The sequence below is a fragment of the Parasphingorhabdus sp. genome, from assembly GCF_048269915.1.
Lineage (GTDB): Bacteria > Pseudomonadota > Alphaproteobacteria > Sphingomonadales > Sphingomonadaceae > Parasphingorhabdus.
In genome coordinates this window covers 548,373-564,764 of record NZ_JBLWTY010000001.1, presented here as the reverse complement: position 1 = coordinate 564,764, position 16,392 = coordinate 548,373, and the positions used below count along the sequence as shown (strand labels likewise).

At 54.2% G+C, this 16,392-nt stretch carries 17 protein-coding genes; 7 read left to right on the top strand and 10 right to left on the bottom strand.

Annotated features, from left to right (window positions below):
- Nucleotides 1-16: 16 nt before the first annotated feature.
- The 4 genes from ACN0WX_RS02610 to ACN0WX_RS02595 form a co-directional block, all read right to left on the bottom strand.
- Nucleotides 17-532, bottom strand: coding sequence for a flavin reductase family protein (locus tag ACN0WX_RS02610; protein ID WP_417620713.1), 516 nt, complete (start codon nucleotides 530-532; stop codon nucleotides 17-19).
- 18 nt (nucleotides 533-550) lie between these two features.
- The gene (locus ACN0WX_RS02605; protein WP_417620712.1) at nucleotides 551-931 is read right to left on the bottom strand and encodes a carboxymuconolactone decarboxylase family protein; all 381 of its coding nucleotides are present in this window, start codon (nucleotides 929-931) and stop codon (nucleotides 551-553) included.
- A 73-nt stretch (nucleotides 932-1,004) separates the two neighbouring features.
- Nucleotides 1,005-2,195 (bottom strand): LLM class flavin-dependent oxidoreductase, encoded by a 1,191-nt coding sequence (locus ACN0WX_RS02600; RefSeq protein ID WP_417620711.1) that lies wholly within the window; start codon nucleotides 2,193-2,195, stop codon nucleotides 1,005-1,007.
- 25 nt (nucleotides 2,196-2,220) lie between these two features.
- Entirely contained in the window at nucleotides 2,221-3,033 is an 813-nt protein-coding gene (locus tag ACN0WX_RS02595; protein WP_417620710.1) for an alpha/beta fold hydrolase, read from the bottom strand.
- A 106-nt stretch (nucleotides 3,034-3,139) separates the two neighbouring features.
- Here ACN0WX_RS02595 and ACN0WX_RS02590 point away from each other — a divergent pair, with 106 nt between their 5' ends.
- The 3 genes from ACN0WX_RS02590 to ACN0WX_RS02580 all read left to right on the top strand — a co-directional run bounded on the left by ACN0WX_RS02590 (nucleotide 3,140) and on the right by ACN0WX_RS02580 (nucleotide 5,585).
- Nucleotides 3,140-4,051 carry a LysR family transcriptional regulator gene (locus tag ACN0WX_RS02590; protein WP_417620709.1) on the top strand — a complete coding sequence of 304 codons (912 nt, stop codon included), beginning with the start codon at nucleotides 3,140-3,142 and terminating at the stop codon, nucleotides 4,049-4,051.
- Nucleotides 4,052-4,138: 87 nt separating this feature from the next.
- Nucleotides 4,139-4,654: a VOC family protein gene (locus ACN0WX_RS02585; protein WP_417621192.1), complete on the top strand. Its 516-nt coding sequence runs from the start codon at nucleotides 4,139-4,141 to the stop codon at nucleotides 4,652-4,654.
- A gap of 118 nt (nucleotides 4,655-4,772) precedes the next feature.
- Nucleotides 4,773-5,585: an IclR family transcriptional regulator gene (locus tag ACN0WX_RS02580; protein ID WP_417620708.1), complete on the top strand. Its 813-nt coding sequence runs from the start codon at nucleotides 4,773-4,775 to the stop codon at nucleotides 5,583-5,585.
- 20 nt (nucleotides 5,586-5,605) lie between these two features.
- Here ACN0WX_RS02580 and ACN0WX_RS02575 read toward each other — a convergent pair whose 3' ends face one another.
- Both ACN0WX_RS02575 and ACN0WX_RS02570 read right to left on the bottom strand, forming a co-directional pair.
- Complete coding sequence (locus ACN0WX_RS02575) at nucleotides 5,606-6,442, bottom strand: fumarylacetoacetate hydrolase family protein (RefSeq protein WP_417620707.1); 837 nt, start codon at nucleotides 6,440-6,442, stop codon at nucleotides 5,606-5,608.
- Between the two features lie 21 nt (nucleotides 6,443-6,463).
- On the bottom strand, nucleotides 6,464-7,438 hold the full coding sequence (locus ACN0WX_RS02570; RefSeq protein ID WP_417620706.1) for a VOC family protein: 975 nt from the start codon (nucleotides 7,436-7,438) through the stop codon (nucleotides 6,464-6,466).
- A 43-nt stretch (nucleotides 7,439-7,481) separates the two neighbouring features.
- Here ACN0WX_RS02570 and ACN0WX_RS02565 point away from each other — a divergent pair, with 43 nt between their 5' ends.
- Nucleotides 7,482-8,060 (top strand): carboxymuconolactone decarboxylase family protein, encoded by a 579-nt coding sequence (locus ACN0WX_RS02565; RefSeq protein WP_417620705.1) that lies wholly within the window; start codon nucleotides 7,482-7,484, stop codon nucleotides 8,058-8,060.
- Nucleotides 8,061-8,065: 5 nt separating this feature from the next.
- Here ACN0WX_RS02565 and ACN0WX_RS02560 read toward each other — a convergent pair whose 3' ends face one another.
- Entirely contained in the window at nucleotides 8,066-9,373 is a 1,308-nt protein-coding gene (locus tag ACN0WX_RS02560) for an LLM class flavin-dependent oxidoreductase (RefSeq protein ID WP_417620704.1), read from the bottom strand.
- 299 nt (nucleotides 9,374-9,672) lie between these two features.
- Here ACN0WX_RS02560 and ACN0WX_RS02555 point away from each other — a divergent pair, with 299 nt between their 5' ends.
- Nucleotides 9,673-11,034, top strand: a complete 1,362-nt coding sequence (locus tag ACN0WX_RS02555) for an MFS transporter (RefSeq protein WP_417620703.1) — start codon at nucleotides 9,673-9,675, stop codon at nucleotides 11,032-11,034.
- A gap of 122 nt (nucleotides 11,035-11,156) precedes the next feature.
- Here ACN0WX_RS02555 and ACN0WX_RS02550 read toward each other — a convergent pair whose 3' ends face one another.
- The 3 genes from ACN0WX_RS02550 to ACN0WX_RS02540 form a co-directional block, all read right to left on the bottom strand.
- On the bottom strand, nucleotides 11,157-11,681 hold the full coding sequence (locus ACN0WX_RS02550; RefSeq protein WP_417620702.1) for a MarR family winged helix-turn-helix transcriptional regulator: 525 nt from the start codon (nucleotides 11,679-11,681) through the stop codon (nucleotides 11,157-11,159).
- Between the two features lie 112 nt (nucleotides 11,682-11,793).
- Entirely contained in the window at nucleotides 11,794-13,002 is a 1,209-nt protein-coding gene (locus ACN0WX_RS02545) for a cobalamin-independent methionine synthase II family protein (RefSeq protein WP_417620701.1), read from the bottom strand.
- 31 nt (nucleotides 13,003-13,033) lie between these two features.
- On the bottom strand, nucleotides 13,034-14,050 hold the full coding sequence (locus ACN0WX_RS02540) for a peptidyl-alpha-hydroxyglycine alpha-amidating lyase family protein (protein WP_417620700.1): 1,017 nt from the start codon (nucleotides 14,048-14,050) through the stop codon (nucleotides 13,034-13,036).
- Between the two features lie 181 nt (nucleotides 14,051-14,231).
- On the opposite strand from ACN0WX_RS02540, the gene ACN0WX_RS02535 reads away from it, so the two are divergent.
- Together ACN0WX_RS02535 and ACN0WX_RS02530 are read left to right on the top strand one after the other, a co-directional pair.
- A complete protein-coding gene (locus ACN0WX_RS02535; RefSeq protein ID WP_417620699.1) occupies nucleotides 14,232-15,584 on the top strand; it encodes an MFS transporter in 1,353 nt (450 codons plus the stop codon).
- Entirely contained in the window at nucleotides 15,571-16,392 is an 822-nt protein-coding gene (locus ACN0WX_RS02530; RefSeq protein WP_417620698.1) for an amidohydrolase family protein, read from the top strand. Before ACN0WX_RS02535 ends, ACN0WX_RS02530 begins: the two co-directional genes overlap by 14 nt.

Sequence of the window (16,392 nt, the reverse complement as noted above, 5' to 3'; positions counted from 1 at the left end):
TGCAAGCGGGCCTTCATTATGCTGCAACAGCCTTTGTGAAGCGTCCGTCGAGATAGATTAACGGAGCGACATCGCCATAGAGCTGAACCTCTTTGACGGCGCCGATGACGATTGCATGTGTACCATATTCGACATGCTGCTCATATTCACAGATGAAGCTGGCTTGCGCCCCGCGCAGATAGGGTGTGCCGCATGCCGCGGAGTCCCAGCAGCCTTCGCTGAAGCGTTTTTCTCCCTTGATTGCGCCAAAGCAATTGTTGGCGATAGCTTCTTGTTCGGCATGCAGAATGTTAATACAAAAATTGGCACCGGTCGTGAGCGGCGAATATAAGCTCGCGCTCCTGTTGATGCAGACAAGAAGCGATGGCGGGTCCATGCACAATTCGCTTACGGCCGTGGCGGTCATTGCCCAGCGCTTGTTCTCATGCCACGCAGTGACGACGACAACGGCTTTGCCAAAACGGCGCAATCCCTGCCGCATTTCTTCCGCTAAAGAAGTGTGCTTCTGTGTCGCGATATCGATTGTGCTCATAGCGTTGCTCCCTCCGTGTCAATATGCCCCTGCATCAATCAACGCTTCACGTGCATGGCGCCAGCTGTCGGAAGTGGCCGGCAGGCCCACATAGATGGTCGCGTGGACCAATATCTCGCGGATCTCTTCTTTCGTGACACCGTTTGCGATTGCGCCCTTGATATGGTTTTTGAGCTGGTCAGGCCTTGATTGACCTATGATGAGAGCAATGGTGAGCATGCTACGCGTCTTGCGGTCCAGTCCGGGCCGACTCCATATATCCCCGAAACACAGGCGTGTGACCATATCCTGCAAAGGCTCCTGAAAATCGTCTGCTTGCTCAATGCCGGCAACGCCCGGTTCCCCAAACATGTCGAACCGCATGGCCCGACCGCGATCATAAGCTTCGTCTTTCTTCACTTCCGCTCCTCTCCTCTTTATCATTTTCCATCACGCGATTTTATATGTGGGGCGATGGAGGTGTTCCGGCGGGTTAGCCAACAGCTTCGTATCGGACTTCCAGGGGGATTGAGGTCAGCTCCGCCAGTCGCGGTGCGACTTCGCGCCCGATAAGCGTCAAATTGTCGACCGTATCTTCATGGCTGAGTTCGCCGGCCTGGCCCATCATCAACAGATTGCCAAATCCACCCGTCTCCTCGTGGAAACGCGCAAGCTGTTCATAAACGTCGTCGGGCGTTCCCACGAACATCAGACCGGCATCCATATATTCTTCAATCGATCCGTCGAGCGGGAGCGGTTTGCCGTTACGCATGCGCGGACGCATGGCTGACGGGCCTGCTTGTAGCATACGTACATTGGCGTCTACCGGGTTAAAGCCCAGTGGGTTACGAAATTGCGGGTCGAGCCGCGCCGCCGTTGTGAAATAGCTTTTCATGCTTTCGGCCCGTTTAAAAGCGGTCTCTCGATCATTGGCGCAGGCAATGACGGCAAGATAAGCCAGCTTGTCGAGACCGGGCTGTTTACCGAACTCCTCGAAATAGGCTTCGCGATAGCCGGTGAAAACGGAACGTGCGACTGCGCCGGACAGGAATGTGGCGCATGTATAGCCCATTTTGCCATAGACCTTTGCGCTCGAAGCGCTTGATGCCGTCATCCAGATCGGGGGATGGGGTTGCTGGATGGGACGCGGCCAAAGGCTGGCCGTCCGGTAATGGAAATGTTCGCCGTCCCAAGAGAAATTTTCGCCCTCATTGCCGAGTGCCTCAAGAATGAGATCATGTGCTTCCCAGAATCTGTCCATAAAGCCGGTAGGTTGCCGGTTGGACATGAACAACTCATAGGCAGCACCCTTGACAAAGCCGACTTCTAGCCGCCCGCCCGACAAGCAGTCCACCATGGCAATTTCTTCTGCAACCCGCAGAGGATTGGAGCGATTGGCAAGTGGAATGCCCAGAGCCAGAAGGCGGGCGTTCTGCGTCTGTCGCGCAAGTATCGCCAATGTTGTCATGCACGATGTAGACATGCAGGTAGCGGCAGCATGATGCTCGTTGATCATGATATTGAGCCCCAACTCATCGGCCAGCATATATTCGTCAAGATAGCGATTGAGCAGCTGCCCCGCTTCCACAGGATCACAATGTTGCTGCGGCAAGGTAACCCGCATTGCGCCGGGCACCTGAAAGGCAGGATAATAGGCCTGCTCGCTGAACTGCCATATAATCATTTTACTCTCCCGTGCTGTCTTTGTTTCAGTTTGCAAATGCGGCTATTTGCGCGGCCAGCTTTTCGGGCTGGTCTGCATGCACGCGATGGCCGGCCTTTTCGAAAACACTTGTTTCGGCGCTGGGCAGGGCGTTGCCAAACGCCGCGCGGTAGGCTGGCGTGATCAGACTGTCTTCCGCACCCCAAATAACAAGGCTGGGGCAATGGATGCGGTGCAGCCGATCGCCCAGCTTTGGGTTGTTCATATAAGGCGTCCACGCATAGAGGCTCAACGCTTCGTCATTGCGCATCAGCCGTCGCAACCGGTCTTCGGGTAAGTTCGCCAATGTCTGGAAGTCGCTGCCCAGAGGGGGTGTGCCAAGCTGCAGGCTGGTGCCCAGTTCTTGCTTCGACATCATGAATATGTCAGCGACATATTGTTCGCGGCGCTGAGCGGTTTTCAGCCCGAACGGGGAGATCAGAATCATTTTGGAAGCGCGATTGCTTTCCTTTGTAAGCATCTCGGCAGCGACCCAGCCACCAAATGAACTTCCGACGATCACGGGCTGATCGAGGGACAAGATGTCCATCATGTCCAGATAAAAATAACCGAGATCATCAACACGGTCGAACCGCTCGGGCAGGGCAGATGTTCCAAAACCGGGATGTGTCGGGGCATATACGGTAAAGTGTTGCGACAGTGGTTTGAGAAAATCTGCCGCTTCTTCCACGCCATCTATGCCGTGTAAATATAGCAAGGGAGCGCCAGTTCCTGCGATGAACATTTCAATATCGGTACCGTTGATGTCCAGCCGCGACATTTCCCCAAAGTCCAACTCGTCCAGGCACCCCGTCTCCATCGCTCTCTCCTCAACTGTCATTTATGGGCAAAAGATGTTTTTTTATAACCGATAAGTCCAATTCTTTGTTCTTGAGCTTTTGATATCATATTAGTATGGGTCGCCTATGGAATTACGGCATTTACGATATTTCCGGGCTATTGGTCGGGAAGAGCATTTTGGTCGGGCTGCCATTAGTTTGCGCATCGCGCAGCCTGCCCTTACGCGTCAGATACGCGACCTTGAACAGGAGCTCGGTGTCGAGCTGTTCGAGCGTCTTCCCAGGGGCGTACGACTATCGAATGCGGGGCGCGTGTTCCTGGAGGAAGTGGAAGAAATATTATCACAAGTAGATCGCGCGGTCGATCGAGCCAAAGGGCTTGCAAGCGGACATTTGGGTACGATCCGCGTGGGCCTGAGCGAAATTATCGCAGCCTTTGATTTTATTTCTTACGGATTGCTCAACTTTCGCGCATGCGCGCCGGACGTCACGCTCGACCTGCGCTCCATCGGGCCGATCCAGCAGGTGCTGGCGCTTAATGAAGGTACGCTTGATGCGGGTATCATCTATGATGCGCATCTCGAAAGTGGTGATGGCAATTTGTTGCAGACGGCGCAGATCGGCGTGGGCGAAACCATGCTTGCCGTTCATGAGGGGCATCCATTTGCCAGCCGCGATGCAGTGAGCATGGCGGAGCTGGCTGATGAACCGATGTTGGGACCAGCACGCAAGACTGCACCCACCTATTATGATCGCCTGATGTCTGCTTGCGTGGAAAGCGGCAGCGCGCCGAACATTGTTCAGGAATGTACCACTAACTCCGTCATGTTCAGCCTTGTTGCGGTAGGCATGGGAATTGGGTTTGTGACGGCAGCAGAGCCAGCACCCCTGGCGCAGAATATCCGGCTGGTACGGATCAGCGACCTGGGATTGAAATTCAACGTCTTGCTTGCCTGGCGCCGCCGTGATCAATCGGTGGCCTTGAAGCGTTTTGTCGACGTCATGGCGCAACACAGTGCTTTGGAAGTATCGGAATAGCAAGGGCGGGACATAGAATTGTCCCCCTTTCGGGGTGACATGGTGGCGGCAGGACTCTGCTATTTTCTCCATCGAAAGGAGAGAGTGATGAACAAGGCACGTCCGCTCAATGGCATGTATCACTTCGCTTATCCATGCCGCGACGCAGAAGAAACACGGCATTTTTATGAGGATATATTAGGGCTTCCGCTGGTCAACTGCATGTTGTCCGAAACTGTGCCGAGTACCGGCGAAAACCAGCCCTATGTTCATTTCTTTTTCGAGATGGGCGATGGATCTTATATTGCCTTTTTTGATCTGGGGGGGAATGAACTGCCCGAACCCTCTCCGAACACGCCTGACTGGGTGCAGCATTTTGCGATCGAGACGGACTCTGTTGAAAGCGTGCGAGCGATGCAGCAGCGTTTGGCTGAATATGGCGTCAAGACTACACCCCTTGTTGATCACGGCTTTGTGCGGTCCATTTATTTCTTTGATCCCAACGGGCTTCGCTTGGAGATTGCGGCGCGGACCGAAGAGCCGGGCTTCCTAGCCAAGGCTGCCTCTGAAGCACATGAGACTCTGGAGACTTGGAAGAAAAGGAAGCTTGCCGCAGCAGGCTAACTTATAACTTAGCATAGCTATTGTCTTTCATGATTCTATACTTCTTTTAATGCCCATTCCGGTAGACATGATATTGGTGATGCGGCAGTAGAGTGGTTTGAATCGTGGGAGTCTTTTTGTGGTAAGAGCAGCCAAGGGAAATACGGAGCATTCTCAGCGCCGGGTCCAGTCGATCGAAGTGGGCTTTCGCGTCTTGCGGGTTTTGTTGACTGCCGAAGGCGCACTGCCGTTGCGGAAAATTGCTGCGCGCGCTGAAATGCCTCCGAGCAAAGCCCATCTCTACCTGGTCAGTTTTGTCCGTGAAAAAATGGCATATCAGGACATTAAGACCGGCCATTATGGTCTTGGGAATTTTGCCATTCAGCTTGGGCTTGCGGCAATCCGGCAACTGGATGTTGTTGAATTTGCGGCAGATATATTGATGAAGCTTCGTGACGAGACCGACTGTGCTGTCTATCTGTCATTGTGGGGCGATCAGGGACCATGCATCGTTTCCAAGGCGGATGGCGTGTTGCAAGGCGCTTTCTCGATCCGGCTTGGTTATGTGTTGCCATTGACCACAACGGCGACAGGGCTTGTCTTTTTGGCACATTTGCCAAAGCTAGAAGTCGACCGCGCATTGAAGGCACAGGCTGCTTACAGAAAAAGTATGTCGAGGGACGCCGGTCCATCGGCCAAGGCAACCGCTGAGCGGGTCGATAAGATCAAGCGTGACGGCTATGGTTCGACTGCTGACATGCATCATCGCAATTTCGCTGGGATTGCTGCGCCGGTGTTCGATTATAGCCATCAGATAGCTGCCACACTTACATTGCTCGGCCCTACCGATTTTATTGTCGGCGAACGGCAAAAACAATTTTGCAAATTGCTGCTGGACGCAACAGAAACCATTTCCCAGCGCATGGGCTCGCCAATGATGCAGGCGGAATAGCAGCTTTCGTGAAGTGACTATTATATGATCGGGTTGGACAATAGCCCGATTTTTTCAATCTCGACCTCAACCCGGTCGCCCGGTTTCATGAAGATTTGCGGGTCGCGGCGCAAGCCGACCCCGCCGGGTGTGCCGGTGAGGATAACATCGCCAGGCGAGAGCATGGTAAAGGTTGAAATATATTCGATCAGATGTGGAATATCGAAGATCATATCGCCTAGATATGCCTTTTGCATCACCTCGCCATTCAAGCGTGATTCTATGCTGAGGCCTGCTAGATCGCCCGCTTCATCCGGCGTCACCATCCATGGCCCAAATGGTCCTGTCGTGGGAAAATTCTTCCCTGGCGTCATCTGCGTAGTGTGTTTTTGCCAGTCGCGCACACTGACATCATTATAGCAGCTATAGCCAGCGACATAATCCCACGCATCTTCGCGTGCGACATGTCGTGCTGGGCGCCCGATAATGACTGCCAACTCTGCTTCATAGTCGAGTTTTGTGGTCTGCTGCGGATATTCGATTGGGCATTGATGACCTGTCTGGCTGTCGCCAAAACGCACAAACAGGGTGGGATATCCGATTTCCGGATTATCGCTTTCAATCCTGTGTTCATGATAGTTCAGGCCACAGCAAATGACCTTGGCCGGGTCCGGGATGACCGGCAAGAATGTGATGGCGTCAAGCTGGACTATCGGCGCAGAAGCGCGCGCATCGCTCGCGGATTTTAGCCTGTCTTCATCGAGCGCCTGTTTGAGAGAAGGGATTCCAGGCATTGCTGCGCCCATGTCATGGATATGGGCATCGTCGACAATGCCCCAGCTTTGGCGCCCATCCAGCTCGAAACTTGCCAGTTTCATAATTCTTCTCTCCCGCGGTTTTTACTTATTTCCTCGCACAAAATCCGGAGCGCGCCGTCCTAGTGCGGCGGCATCCAGCCTGAGTTGCAACGCCTCAGCTCTTTTTTCCGGACCGAGCCATGAGCGCTCATGGCCCCAGAAGCTGGGGCCATAATCACATTCAAATGGTTGCCAGTTGGCCGGGTCGATAGAACGACCGCCCCAACCATATTCGACCATGAATCCCGAAGGTGTGCGGGCGTAAAAGGAGGTCATAAAGTCATTGGTGTGCCGCCCAAGGGTCACGCCGATCCGATTCTCTTCCAGATGGGCAAGGTCGTAGGCTTGGCCGATGTCATCAAGTGAATTAAGTTCGACCATCAGGTGATGAAAACCATTCACACCTGTCTCGACAATGGCAAAGCTATGGTGGCGGCTGTTCAGGTGGAAGAAATAGGCCTTGAACGGGCGCAGGGCATAATCGCTCAGACGAAAACCGAGCAGATCCGTGTAAAAAGGCATGACTGCGTCGAGATTCTCAGCTGTCAGCACAGCATGGCCAAGGCCGAGCTGTCCTGTCCTGAAACCGCTGAGGGCACGGCCAGCCACGAAAGGAGATGTGGCTTGTTCAGGGCCATGGAAAAATTCCAGCCGGTTGCCAAGCGGGTCTTTCGCGCTGATCAACTCACTTACCCGACGCTGTTCGGCAATTATTCTTGGCTCAAGGCTGACCTCCTGCCCCGCATCCGATAATTTGGCAGCGAGCTTGGCCAATGCGTTCGCATCAGCAACCTCCCAGCCCGTGACGCTGACATTCTCATCACGGCCATCCTCAATGAAAAGACGCTGGGCGTGGTCGTCAACGCGCAGCGATATATTCCGTTTGCTTGGTCTGTCGACCTGCATGCCCAGCAAGTCCTTGGCGAAAGCAGACCATTCATCAAACCGTTCGGTTTTTACACCAATATAGCCGAGCGATTGCAGCAAGGAGGGATTATGGCTGGTTCCATTATGCATATTATGCGACCATCATGAGAGAAGAGGGCCGGGAGGAGAGATCATGTTGAGCAGAAAAGACAATGCAGGCGGCAGTATCCCTCCTATTGGTTTGGCGCCGGACCTCGAAGGAGCCAGCCCCGAGCAAATGCGCCTCATCGAACTGATGACAGCGGGGCCGCGCGGTTCTGTTCCACTCCCGTTTCTGGCTATGATGGATGCCCCTTTGCTTGCTGAAGCCATACAGCAGGTTGGTGCTGTGCTGCGCTTTTCTTCGTCTCTCGGCGATGCCGACCGGGAAGTCGCCATCCTCGCCACCGCTGGTGCGGTCGGCTGTGGCTATGAATGGAATTACCACCGGCCTATTGCTGTCGCTGCGGGAGTAGATGCCACCGTCATCGCTGCAACAAGACCTGATGCGGCGATAGACGGAAATCAGCTTAGCCAGCCGGCAATGGCGATCATTGCGCTGTGTCGTGCAGTCGCTGCCAGTGGCGCGGCACCTGCCGACCTTCTGGCCGACATGGTGGCGCAACTGGACCGCAAACGGGCGACCGAATTGATCGCGATTGCCGGCTATTACGCCCTGCTGGCCAACTTCATTAAATCGGCTGGCTTTGACGAGCCATTTCCAAGCGACTGAACGGTTCAAGCCGGCTTTTTCTCGGGAGCGTTGGCAACCGGGGCTAGCGGATCGTTCGCGACCACGGCGACACCACCGCCACGATCGGAGCGGACATTTTCGAATGTTCCCGCTTCCTTCTTGCGCAGCCCGAAGGAGCGAACCTCTTCAATCTCTTCTTTGCTGAGCGGTTTCATTTTGGATTTTCGCATTAAGGCCGCCTCGATATAAGGTGCCAGTTCGACTGCTTTTTTCGCAAGCCGTTCGTCTTCATCCTGCTTAAGGCGCGGCATGACCGTGTCGGCGAACAGGGTGAGCGATTCACAAATATGTTCATGGTTGGCGGGACCGGTTTGCTGGACGAAAATGATCTGGTCCACGCCGACATCGGCATAGCCCTTGCAGTGTTCATAGACCTGATCGGGTGTTCCGATCCCGCCGTTGCCATGATTGTCATCAATCGAATCTTCGGCTTTCTTGAAATTCTCCCAGACCGTCGAATGTCCAGGCTGCATCTTGCCGAAAGAGGCATAAAAGCCGAGAGAATAGCCGAAATACTTGAAGCCCTCAGTGCCACGATTTATGGCCTCCTGCTCATCTTCGTTGACAGACAATGCCGTCACGATAGCGAAATTGGCGTTGACCGAATGGCCAATCGGGACACATTCGTCGGACTTGATAATATCATAATATTCTTTGACCCATTTGCCGGCCTGTTCCGGAGAAGCAAAACCGAAAACCAAGGCGCCCATGCCGTTACGTGCGGCGTCGAGAATGGTCTCGCGGCGTGAGCAGGCAACCCAGAGCGGTGGGTGCGGAGTTTGGAGGGGCTTGGGCACTATGTTGCGCGTGGGCATCGAGAAATATTCTCCCTGATAACCCGGGTAAGGATTCATTGTCAGCATATTGGCGCATTGCTCGGTTGCTTCGCGCCAGGCTTCTTTCTTGGTGTCGACATCCACACCGAAGCCTTCCAGTTCCATTGCTGTGCCGCTTTCTCCTGTGCCCCATTCGACACGGCCGCTTGACAGAAGGTCGAGTGTCGCAATGCGCTCGGCGACACGGACTGGATGGTTAATAGATGGCGGCATGACGCAAATGCCATGGCCAAGTCTTATACGCTTGGTGCGTTGGCTGAGCGCGCCAAGAAAGACTTCTGGAGCAGAGCTATGGGAATATTCTTCAAGAAAATGATGTTCGACCAGCCATGCATAATCATAGCCAAGCTGGTCGGCCATTTCGAGTTCGGTCAATGCGTTCTGGTAGACACGATGGTCTTGCTCGGCGCTGAATGGCGCTGGCGACTGATGCTCATAAAATAGTCCGAATTGCATAGCTACTCTCCTCCTTGATATTTGACACTTTGTAAAAATGTCAGTGCGACTCGGTATCCTATCGGCATTTTTGCCATGTTTTCCGGCCACCAACTACCTGTTGACAGCCAGGCTTATAACAGACAGACTGTTATATGTGAAGAGGGCAAGAAGCCCTATCGGGAAATGAGATAATTCCGACACCCTTCGGGGAGGGGGAGCCTCCTGATTTTGGTGTGCCTATAAGCCTTCAGGCTTGTGTTTTCAGTCGCGCATAGGCTGCAACGAGGCACCGCCGATGAGGAATGAGAGGATTCAAAATGGCTGAGCTTGGTGGGAAGACGTCCATAGATATCGAGTCGTTTCTTGATGATGTTAAATTTGGTCCCTTCCACTGGAAGGTGATGTTCATTGGTGCGATGGCGATGATGGTCGATGGGTTCGACCTAGCGTTACTATCATGGGTACTGCCAAAGCTTTCAGACGATTTTGGGGTGTCGCGTACGTCACTGACCTGGGTGTTGATGACGCAGCAGGCAGGCATGGTGCTGGGGGCCTATTTTGTAGCGCCGATTGCAGACAGAGTCGGGCGAAAGCGCTTGTTGACGCTGTGCCTGGCGGCAGTCTCGGCTAGCTGCTTCCTATCGATATTCACGACCAGTGTAATGGAGCTGGCCGTCTGCCGGCTGTTGACGGGGATATTCGCGAGTTCGGTAATCGCTAATGTGGTCGCCTTGACTTCAGAATTGTCTCCTTCGCGAAAACGCTCGACTATGGTCACGATCGTATTGGCGGGTTCGATGCCCGGCGCCTTGTTGGGGTCGGCTATGCAGGCATTTCTGCTCGAACCTTATGGATGGCATATTGCTTTCTGGATCGGCACCGCGTTGCCGCTTCTTCTGTTGCCGATAATTTTCATGTATCTGCCGGAGTCACCCAAATTTCTCGCTGCGCGAAATCCCCATGATCCCCGGATCATGACGATTATATCGACGCTTATTCCCAAGGGCGAGACTATCGAGATTGTCCCTGTCGCGACGTCCGCTGGAACCAAGAAACTTAGCGGCTTGAGACTTGTTACAGACCTGCTTCGCCCGGAGTTCAGGATCCCGACATTATTGCTTTGGCTCGGCTTCATAGGGAGCTTCGGTTTCATAAGTGCTGCATTGTGGAAGACCACGGTATTTCACGATGTGATCGGATTGAACTGGGAACAGGTTGGTCTTGCTACTGGTATCGGCACGGTTTTTGGCGGTATCGGTATGGTGACTATCGGTATGATGATCGACCGTTTTGGATTTAAGGTGATCGTACCGACCTATTTCTTCGCTGCATCCTTGGCTGCGGTAGCAATGGGGCTGTTAGCACCTGCGTGGGGCATGTATGTGGCTCTGGCGGTGAATGCTGCGACACAACATGCGGCCCACGCGGGGCTCGCTTCGATAGCGTCGACTCTCTATCCCACGCGCAACCGGGCTACTGGCGTGGGCTGGGCCTACGGGGCGGGGCGCATGACCTCAATCATAGGCCCGGTTTATGGAGCCCTTGCCCTGGAGCATGGCTGGGGGGCGATCGGCTATTTCTTTCTGCTTGCCGGCCCGTTGTCGCTGGCTGCGCTCGCCATATGGCTGTTGCTAACCATCAAGCCACTGAATCCGGCGCATCGTTCACCTGCGCACTAGGAAGCCATACCGGGCCTGCTAGGAAATTCCTGTCGGCTCGGAAATTGTGCAGAATAATAGCTGGAGTTGCGATTTGATATATTTAACGCTTATCGGGGCGGTGATATAAAAATAAGCGGAGGTCAGACACGCTGCACACCGGCGCGTCGAAACTCCTGTTTAAACTCTTCATTGTCTCGTTGGCTGCTTTCGGGTTGCGGTGGAGCAAGTGATTCACTCAGGCGCAACAGATATTTGCGGAGCTCGTCCTGCTCTGCGTCGTTCAGCGGAGCCATGAGATTTTTCTCCAAAGCTTGCGCACCCGTTCGACATGTATCGAGGCATGCTTTTCCTGCGTCTGTCAGGGTTAAATCCAGTTGACGCTTATTCTTCTCGCTGGTCTGGCGAGCGATCAGGCCTTTGGATTCAAGCGTCGCGATCTGCTTGATCATCGTCTGCGGTTTCACATCATATACTCTGGCCAACTCGGCAGAGGAAATGCTCGGACGAGAGGATATAGTCGTCAATACGCGAAACTGAACGGCAGTAATGCCAAGGGGCTGAAGCACAGATTCCAGCTGAACGAAGGCACGGTATTGGACTTGCTTGATCAAATATAGGATTGAGGGTGCATCGGCCGTAATTTTTGGACTATCTGATTTCCTCATGCTCTTCTATTTGTAGGAACATGGGCTTTGTGTCCAGTATTTAACAGCATCGGCTGATGGCGCTATCCCGTGGAGGCATGTCCATCAACCGATGATTGTCTAATGCAAAAGTCTATTTGCCTTTCAAACGCGCGCTGGCGATTGCCGCCCCTTCAGCCATCGCGCTGAGCTTGGCCCAGACAATCTCTTCATGTCCGACACGCGAACCGATGCCGCAGTCTGTACCGCCTTGCAGATTTTCCATGCCGACGATCTTGCCATAGTTGACAAGCCGCTCGGCAACCAGCTCGGGATGTTCCACCAGATCAGTATAATGACCAACGACGCCCGGACAGATAATCTTGCCATCCGGGAGCTTCACATCCTCGAATACATGATATTCATGGGCATGACGCGGGTTGCTCGCCTCGAATGTATAGCATTGAGCATTGATCTTGAGCATCAGGTCCACAATGTGGCGGAATTCGATGTCATGAACATGCGGACGATGGCCGCTGCCCCAGCACATATGGAAACGGATCTGCTCTTCAGGGAGGCCCTCGATAGAGTGGTTGATCACTTCGACAGCAAATTCGAGATGTTTGCGATAATCCTCAACCGACCAGTCGGGATAGAACATCCATGTCGTGGCAAATTCCGGTTCATCAAGCTGGACGATCAGGCCGGCGTCAGTAATCGCCTTATATTCCTCGCGCATCGTTTCCGCGATCGCCATCATATAGTCGCGCTCATCGCGATAATGGGCGTTACGGCCGCCTGCGCCGGTACTGAGCGGACCTAGTGCAGCGATGAAGCCATCGACATTGCTCTTGCCTTCAATGCCCTTTTTCAACGCCTTGATATCTTTTCCGATAGCCTCTTGGCCGACATATTTGAGCGGGCCGGTACAGACTTTCTCATTCGGATTTGGTTGCGGTTTCTTGCCGGGGGTCATGAATCCCGGGCGAACCGGACCGCCTGCGCCAGCAAACCATAATCCGGACTCATAGAAGCCGGGAAAATCAAGTCGGTCGCGTTCGCCCGGGCCAGCGCGTTTGGGCTGAGCGTCGGGATCGCGAGGGAGGGCCTCCAGTCCCTGAACGCGCGCAGCTATATAGCTGGTGTAGCTACCCATATTGGCGGCTTTGACATATTCGCCGTCGTTGATGATATCCACTCCGCACTCGATCTGCTTGTCGACCACTTCGCTTACTGCAAGCGGCAAGCGCTGTTGTATTGCTTCCTGATTTTCATCTGCCTGTGCGAGCAGGGCGTTGAGATCATCCGGGCGGGGCAGGTTGCCACCATGAGTGGTTAAAATATGATCTGTTGAACGACGCATTATCTTCTCCTTTAAAATAGCGGGCCTGGTTTCAGCTCCGGCGGATGAATTTTTGTATTTGGTGATCGGCGTGGGCCTCATCGATCCAGCCGGGACGTAGTGCGAAACTATAGGGTACTTCGGCGACATAGACGTCGCCATGACTGTCGATTGCGATGCTATGGGGAGCGATAAAATTACCCGGCATATGGCGCTCGTCGGAGGAGCCGCCCCAGCGGTCCAGGACGCGGCCTGTATCGTCCAGCACACTGACCCTGCCGGGGTGATCGACCATCATTTCTCCATGGACGAAACTCTTCTTGCCCTTGGGTCGCCAAAGCTCGGCTACATATGTGAGCCCATCGGCGTCTATGGTGAGGTCGCTTGGGCGATAAATATCGGTCCATTGATCCAGAAATTCACCATCCGGGGAGAAAATCTGGATGCGGTCATTTTCCCGGTCGCAGACCAATACACGGCCCTGCGCATCGCAGGCGATGCCGTGAGGCAAGTGAAATTCTCCCGGTCCGACACCGATTTCACCCCATGACTGGATGAGCTCGCCGTCCGCCGTGAAACGATGCACACGGCAATTCCCATATCCGTCCGCTACATAAAGCTCGCCATTCGGCGCAACAGCAAGGTTAGTACAGCGGTTGAACGGTCCGCCGGGATATTGAATACATTCACAGGCGTGCACCTCGATATTCGGGAGGCGTTCATATCCTGTGTCGGAGGGCTCTCCTGGCGTACCTATCGTCATGACCGGCTCGCCATCCAGCGTGAAGACGCGGATGCTGTGGTCGCCATTGTCGACGCAATAAACCCGATCATCCGGGCCTATGGTCAAACCATGCGCCATGGTGAAGAGGTCATCCCCCCATGACTTTATGAAATGTCCATCACGATTGTAGATCAATATGCGGTGGGGGAAGCGCGTGAAAAGATACACGCGGTCTTTCGAATCGACTGCCACTCCTGTCACATCCTTATGAGACACATCTGCAGGCAGCTTTTCCCAGTCTGCGATGACATCAAATACGGGTGCGGTGGCAGCGTTCATACGCATTTGATCCTCATTCTTGCTGCCGCAATGCCTTGGGCAGTTCCTAAAAATTCTTATCTCACTCTATATGGCGCGGGATCATTTATTTGTATATAGCAAATGCCATATGTTAAACATGATTGACATAGATGCTCTGGCACTGTTCAGTCGGTAGGATAAATATAATCAGTGAGGAGAGCAGGCCATGGCAGGTGACGGAACGCATGATATGGGGGTCGACGAATTTGTCGATGGGTTGAAATTCAATCGTTTCCATCTGATCGTCCTGGTCCTTTGCACCGTGCTTGCAGCGATAGATGGCTACGAACTATATGTTGTCGGCTGGATCTTACCCTTGCTGGCCGAAGATTTTGGAGTTCCGCGTGAAGCGATGACCTCCGCTATGGTTGCCCAGCAAGTCGGCATGCTTATCGGGGCCTTCTTCATTCCTCCCCTTGCGGACAAGATGGGGCGTCCGCGGGTTTTGCTGGTCTGCTATGGGGGCATGATGCTTAGTGCTCTGGCGATTCTGAATACGAGCTCGCTCGTGCCATTCGCTATTTTACGGTTTATTGCAGGATTGTGCGGAACTGCGATGTTACCGGTATTGGTGACACTGGCATCCGAAGCGGCACCGCAGCGCTTGCGTTCGACGATGAGTACGATCACGGTTTCGGGTACGATGATCGGGGCCTTGTTTGGTGCTGCCATGCAAGCTTTCGTTCTTGAGGATTATGGATGGCACGGCGCATTCTGGATTGCGGCACTCATGCCTGCTGTCATGCTTCCGATGATCTGGCTGTTCCTGCCAGAATCGCTTCGCTCGACCGTAGCGCGCAATCCCGATGACCCGAAAATTCCGTCAATTGTCGCGCGTATGCAGCCTAAAGGCGCAAAACCTGTAACCATTACGGCGCAGGTTGCAGCCGGGCAGGAACATGTCGGCAGCAATATGGCCGAGATATTTGGTCGCAAACAACTGGTAAAAACTCTCATGATGTGGGCCGTTGCCATTTCGAGCTTTGTCTTCATCACGGCAGGGGTCTGGAAATCCACGATTTTCAAAGATGTTATCGGATTGGACTGGCAGGGCGTTGCGGCAATTAATGCGACCAATACTATTGGCGGTTTCCTTGGCATGTTGACGATCGGCTGGTTTATCGACCGGCTTGGTTTCCGGCTGGTCATGCCGCTCGCATTCGGGTTGGCGGCGATAGGCGTCTCGATGATCGGGGTCTTGGCACCAGGGTGGGGCATGTTTGTAGCCGTGGCGTTCATGGCGGTTTTCCAACATGGCGGACAGGCTGGTATCGCAGCCCTTGCCGCTGCGCTTTATCCGCCCAAGGTTCGGGCCACTGGCATAGGCTGGGCTTATGGTGCCGGGCGGGTCGCCTCTATTTTCGCGCCCATGTACGGCTATATCGTTACGTCTGGGATGAGTGCCACCGGGCTGTTCATGTTGCTTGCCGTACCACTGGCTAGCGCCGGGATATTCTCGTTTCTGCTGATGACCATGCCGGGTGCGCCAAAGGTTACGCGGTCCAATGTCGGGCACTGAACCAGCGGCAAGGCGCGGAGGTGCGCCGCAAATAGACTGCCATGCGCATATTTTCACCAGGGATATGCCTTTTGCCGCCAGCGCTCATTCACGGCCGGGCTATGAATATCCGGTCGAGGCATTTCTTTCGGACCTCGCCAAACATGGGCTAACCCATGGTGTCATTGCCGCCGCCAGCCTGTTTGGCGACTATAATGACTATACGCTGGAATGCCTCGCAGCCCATCCCAATTTGCGCGCGACGATCATTCTGGAGCCAGACACGCCTTTGGCTACTATCCGGGCTGTTTCGATGAAAGGAGTGGTCGGGGTCAGATTGGTGTGGCGGCGGCTTGAGTCCTTGCCAGATGTCCGGTCCGATCCATGGCGTTCCTTCTTTCGCCATCTGGCGGAGTGCGGGCTACATGTCGAATTGCTAGCGGGTGGGGCACGATTGCCCGAGCTTCTCCCTGCGATTTTGGAGCAGGGCGTTGATGTTGTGCTCGATCATTTTGGTGTGCCTCCCCAGGAAAATGGAGGCGATGACGCTGGTACAGATGCCATGCTACGGGCCGTTGCCAAGGGAAGAACATGGGTCAAGCTCTCTGCGGGCTTTCGCATTCCTGCAGAGGTGACAGCGCGATGTACCGAACGTCTGTTGGCGGAAGGCGGTCCCGGGCGGCTCTTGTGGGGCAGCGATGCGCCTTTCATCAACCATGAAGACACGTCTGACTACCCGGGTGCGCTGGCATATTATCACAGCCTTGTCCCTGACCCTGCCACACGGGCCATGATCGACGAGACGGCACGCAAATTATTTTTTGAATGA

Excerpts from the sequence above, each read along its gene's own strand:
- ACN0WX_RS02555 (WP_417620703.1), top strand. The coding sequence starts at position 9,673 with ATGGCTGAGCTTGGTGGGAAGACGTCCATAGATATCGAGTCGTTTCTT.
- ACN0WX_RS02545 (WP_417620701.1), bottom strand. The coding sequence starts at position 13,002 with ATGCGTCGTTCAACAGATCATATTTTAACCACTCATGGTGGCAACCTG.
- ACN0WX_RS02530 (WP_417620698.1), top strand. The coding sequence starts at position 15,571 with ATGTCGGGCACTGAACCAGCGGCAAGGCGCGGAGGTGCGCCGCAAATA.
- ACN0WX_RS02560 (WP_417620704.1), bottom strand. The coding sequence starts at position 9,373 with ATGCAATTCGGACTATTTTATGAGCATCAGTCGCCAGCGCCATTCAGC.
- ACN0WX_RS02535 (WP_417620699.1), top strand. The coding sequence starts at position 14,232 with ATGGCAGGTGACGGAACGCATGATATGGGGGTCGACGAATTTGTCGAT.
- ACN0WX_RS02595 (WP_417620710.1), bottom strand. The coding sequence starts at position 3,033 with ATGGAGACGGGGTGCCTGGACGAGTTGGACTTTGGGGAAATGTCGCGG.
- ACN0WX_RS02565 (WP_417620705.1), top strand. The coding sequence starts at position 7,482 with ATGTTGAGCAGAAAAGACAATGCAGGCGGCAGTATCCCTCCTATTGGT.
- ACN0WX_RS02570 (WP_417620706.1), bottom strand. The coding sequence starts at position 7,438 with ATGCATAATGGAACCAGCCATAATCCCTCCTTGCTGCAATCGCTCGGC.
- ACN0WX_RS02610 (WP_417620713.1), bottom strand. The coding sequence starts at position 532 with ATGAGCACAATCGATATCGCGACACAGAAGCACACTTCTTTAGCGGAA.
- ACN0WX_RS02590 (WP_417620709.1), top strand. The coding sequence starts at position 3,140 with ATGGAATTACGGCATTTACGATATTTCCGGGCTATTGGTCGGGAAGAG.
- ACN0WX_RS02600 (WP_417620711.1), bottom strand. The coding sequence starts at position 2,195 with ATGATTATATGGCAGTTCAGCGAGCAGGCCTATTATCCTGCCTTTCAG.
- ACN0WX_RS02550 (WP_417620702.1), bottom strand. The coding sequence starts at position 11,681 with ATGAGGAAATCAGATAGTCCAAAAATTACGGCCGATGCACCCTCAATC.
- ACN0WX_RS02585 (WP_417621192.1), top strand. The coding sequence starts at position 4,139 with ATGAACAAGGCACGTCCGCTCAATGGCATGTATCACTTCGCTTATCCA.
- ACN0WX_RS02540 (WP_417620700.1), bottom strand. The coding sequence starts at position 14,050 with ATGCGTATGAACGCTGCCACCGCACCCGTATTTGATGTCATCGCAGAC.
- ACN0WX_RS02575 (WP_417620707.1), bottom strand. The coding sequence starts at position 6,442 with ATGAAACTGGCAAGTTTCGAGCTGGATGGGCGCCAAAGCTGGGGCATT.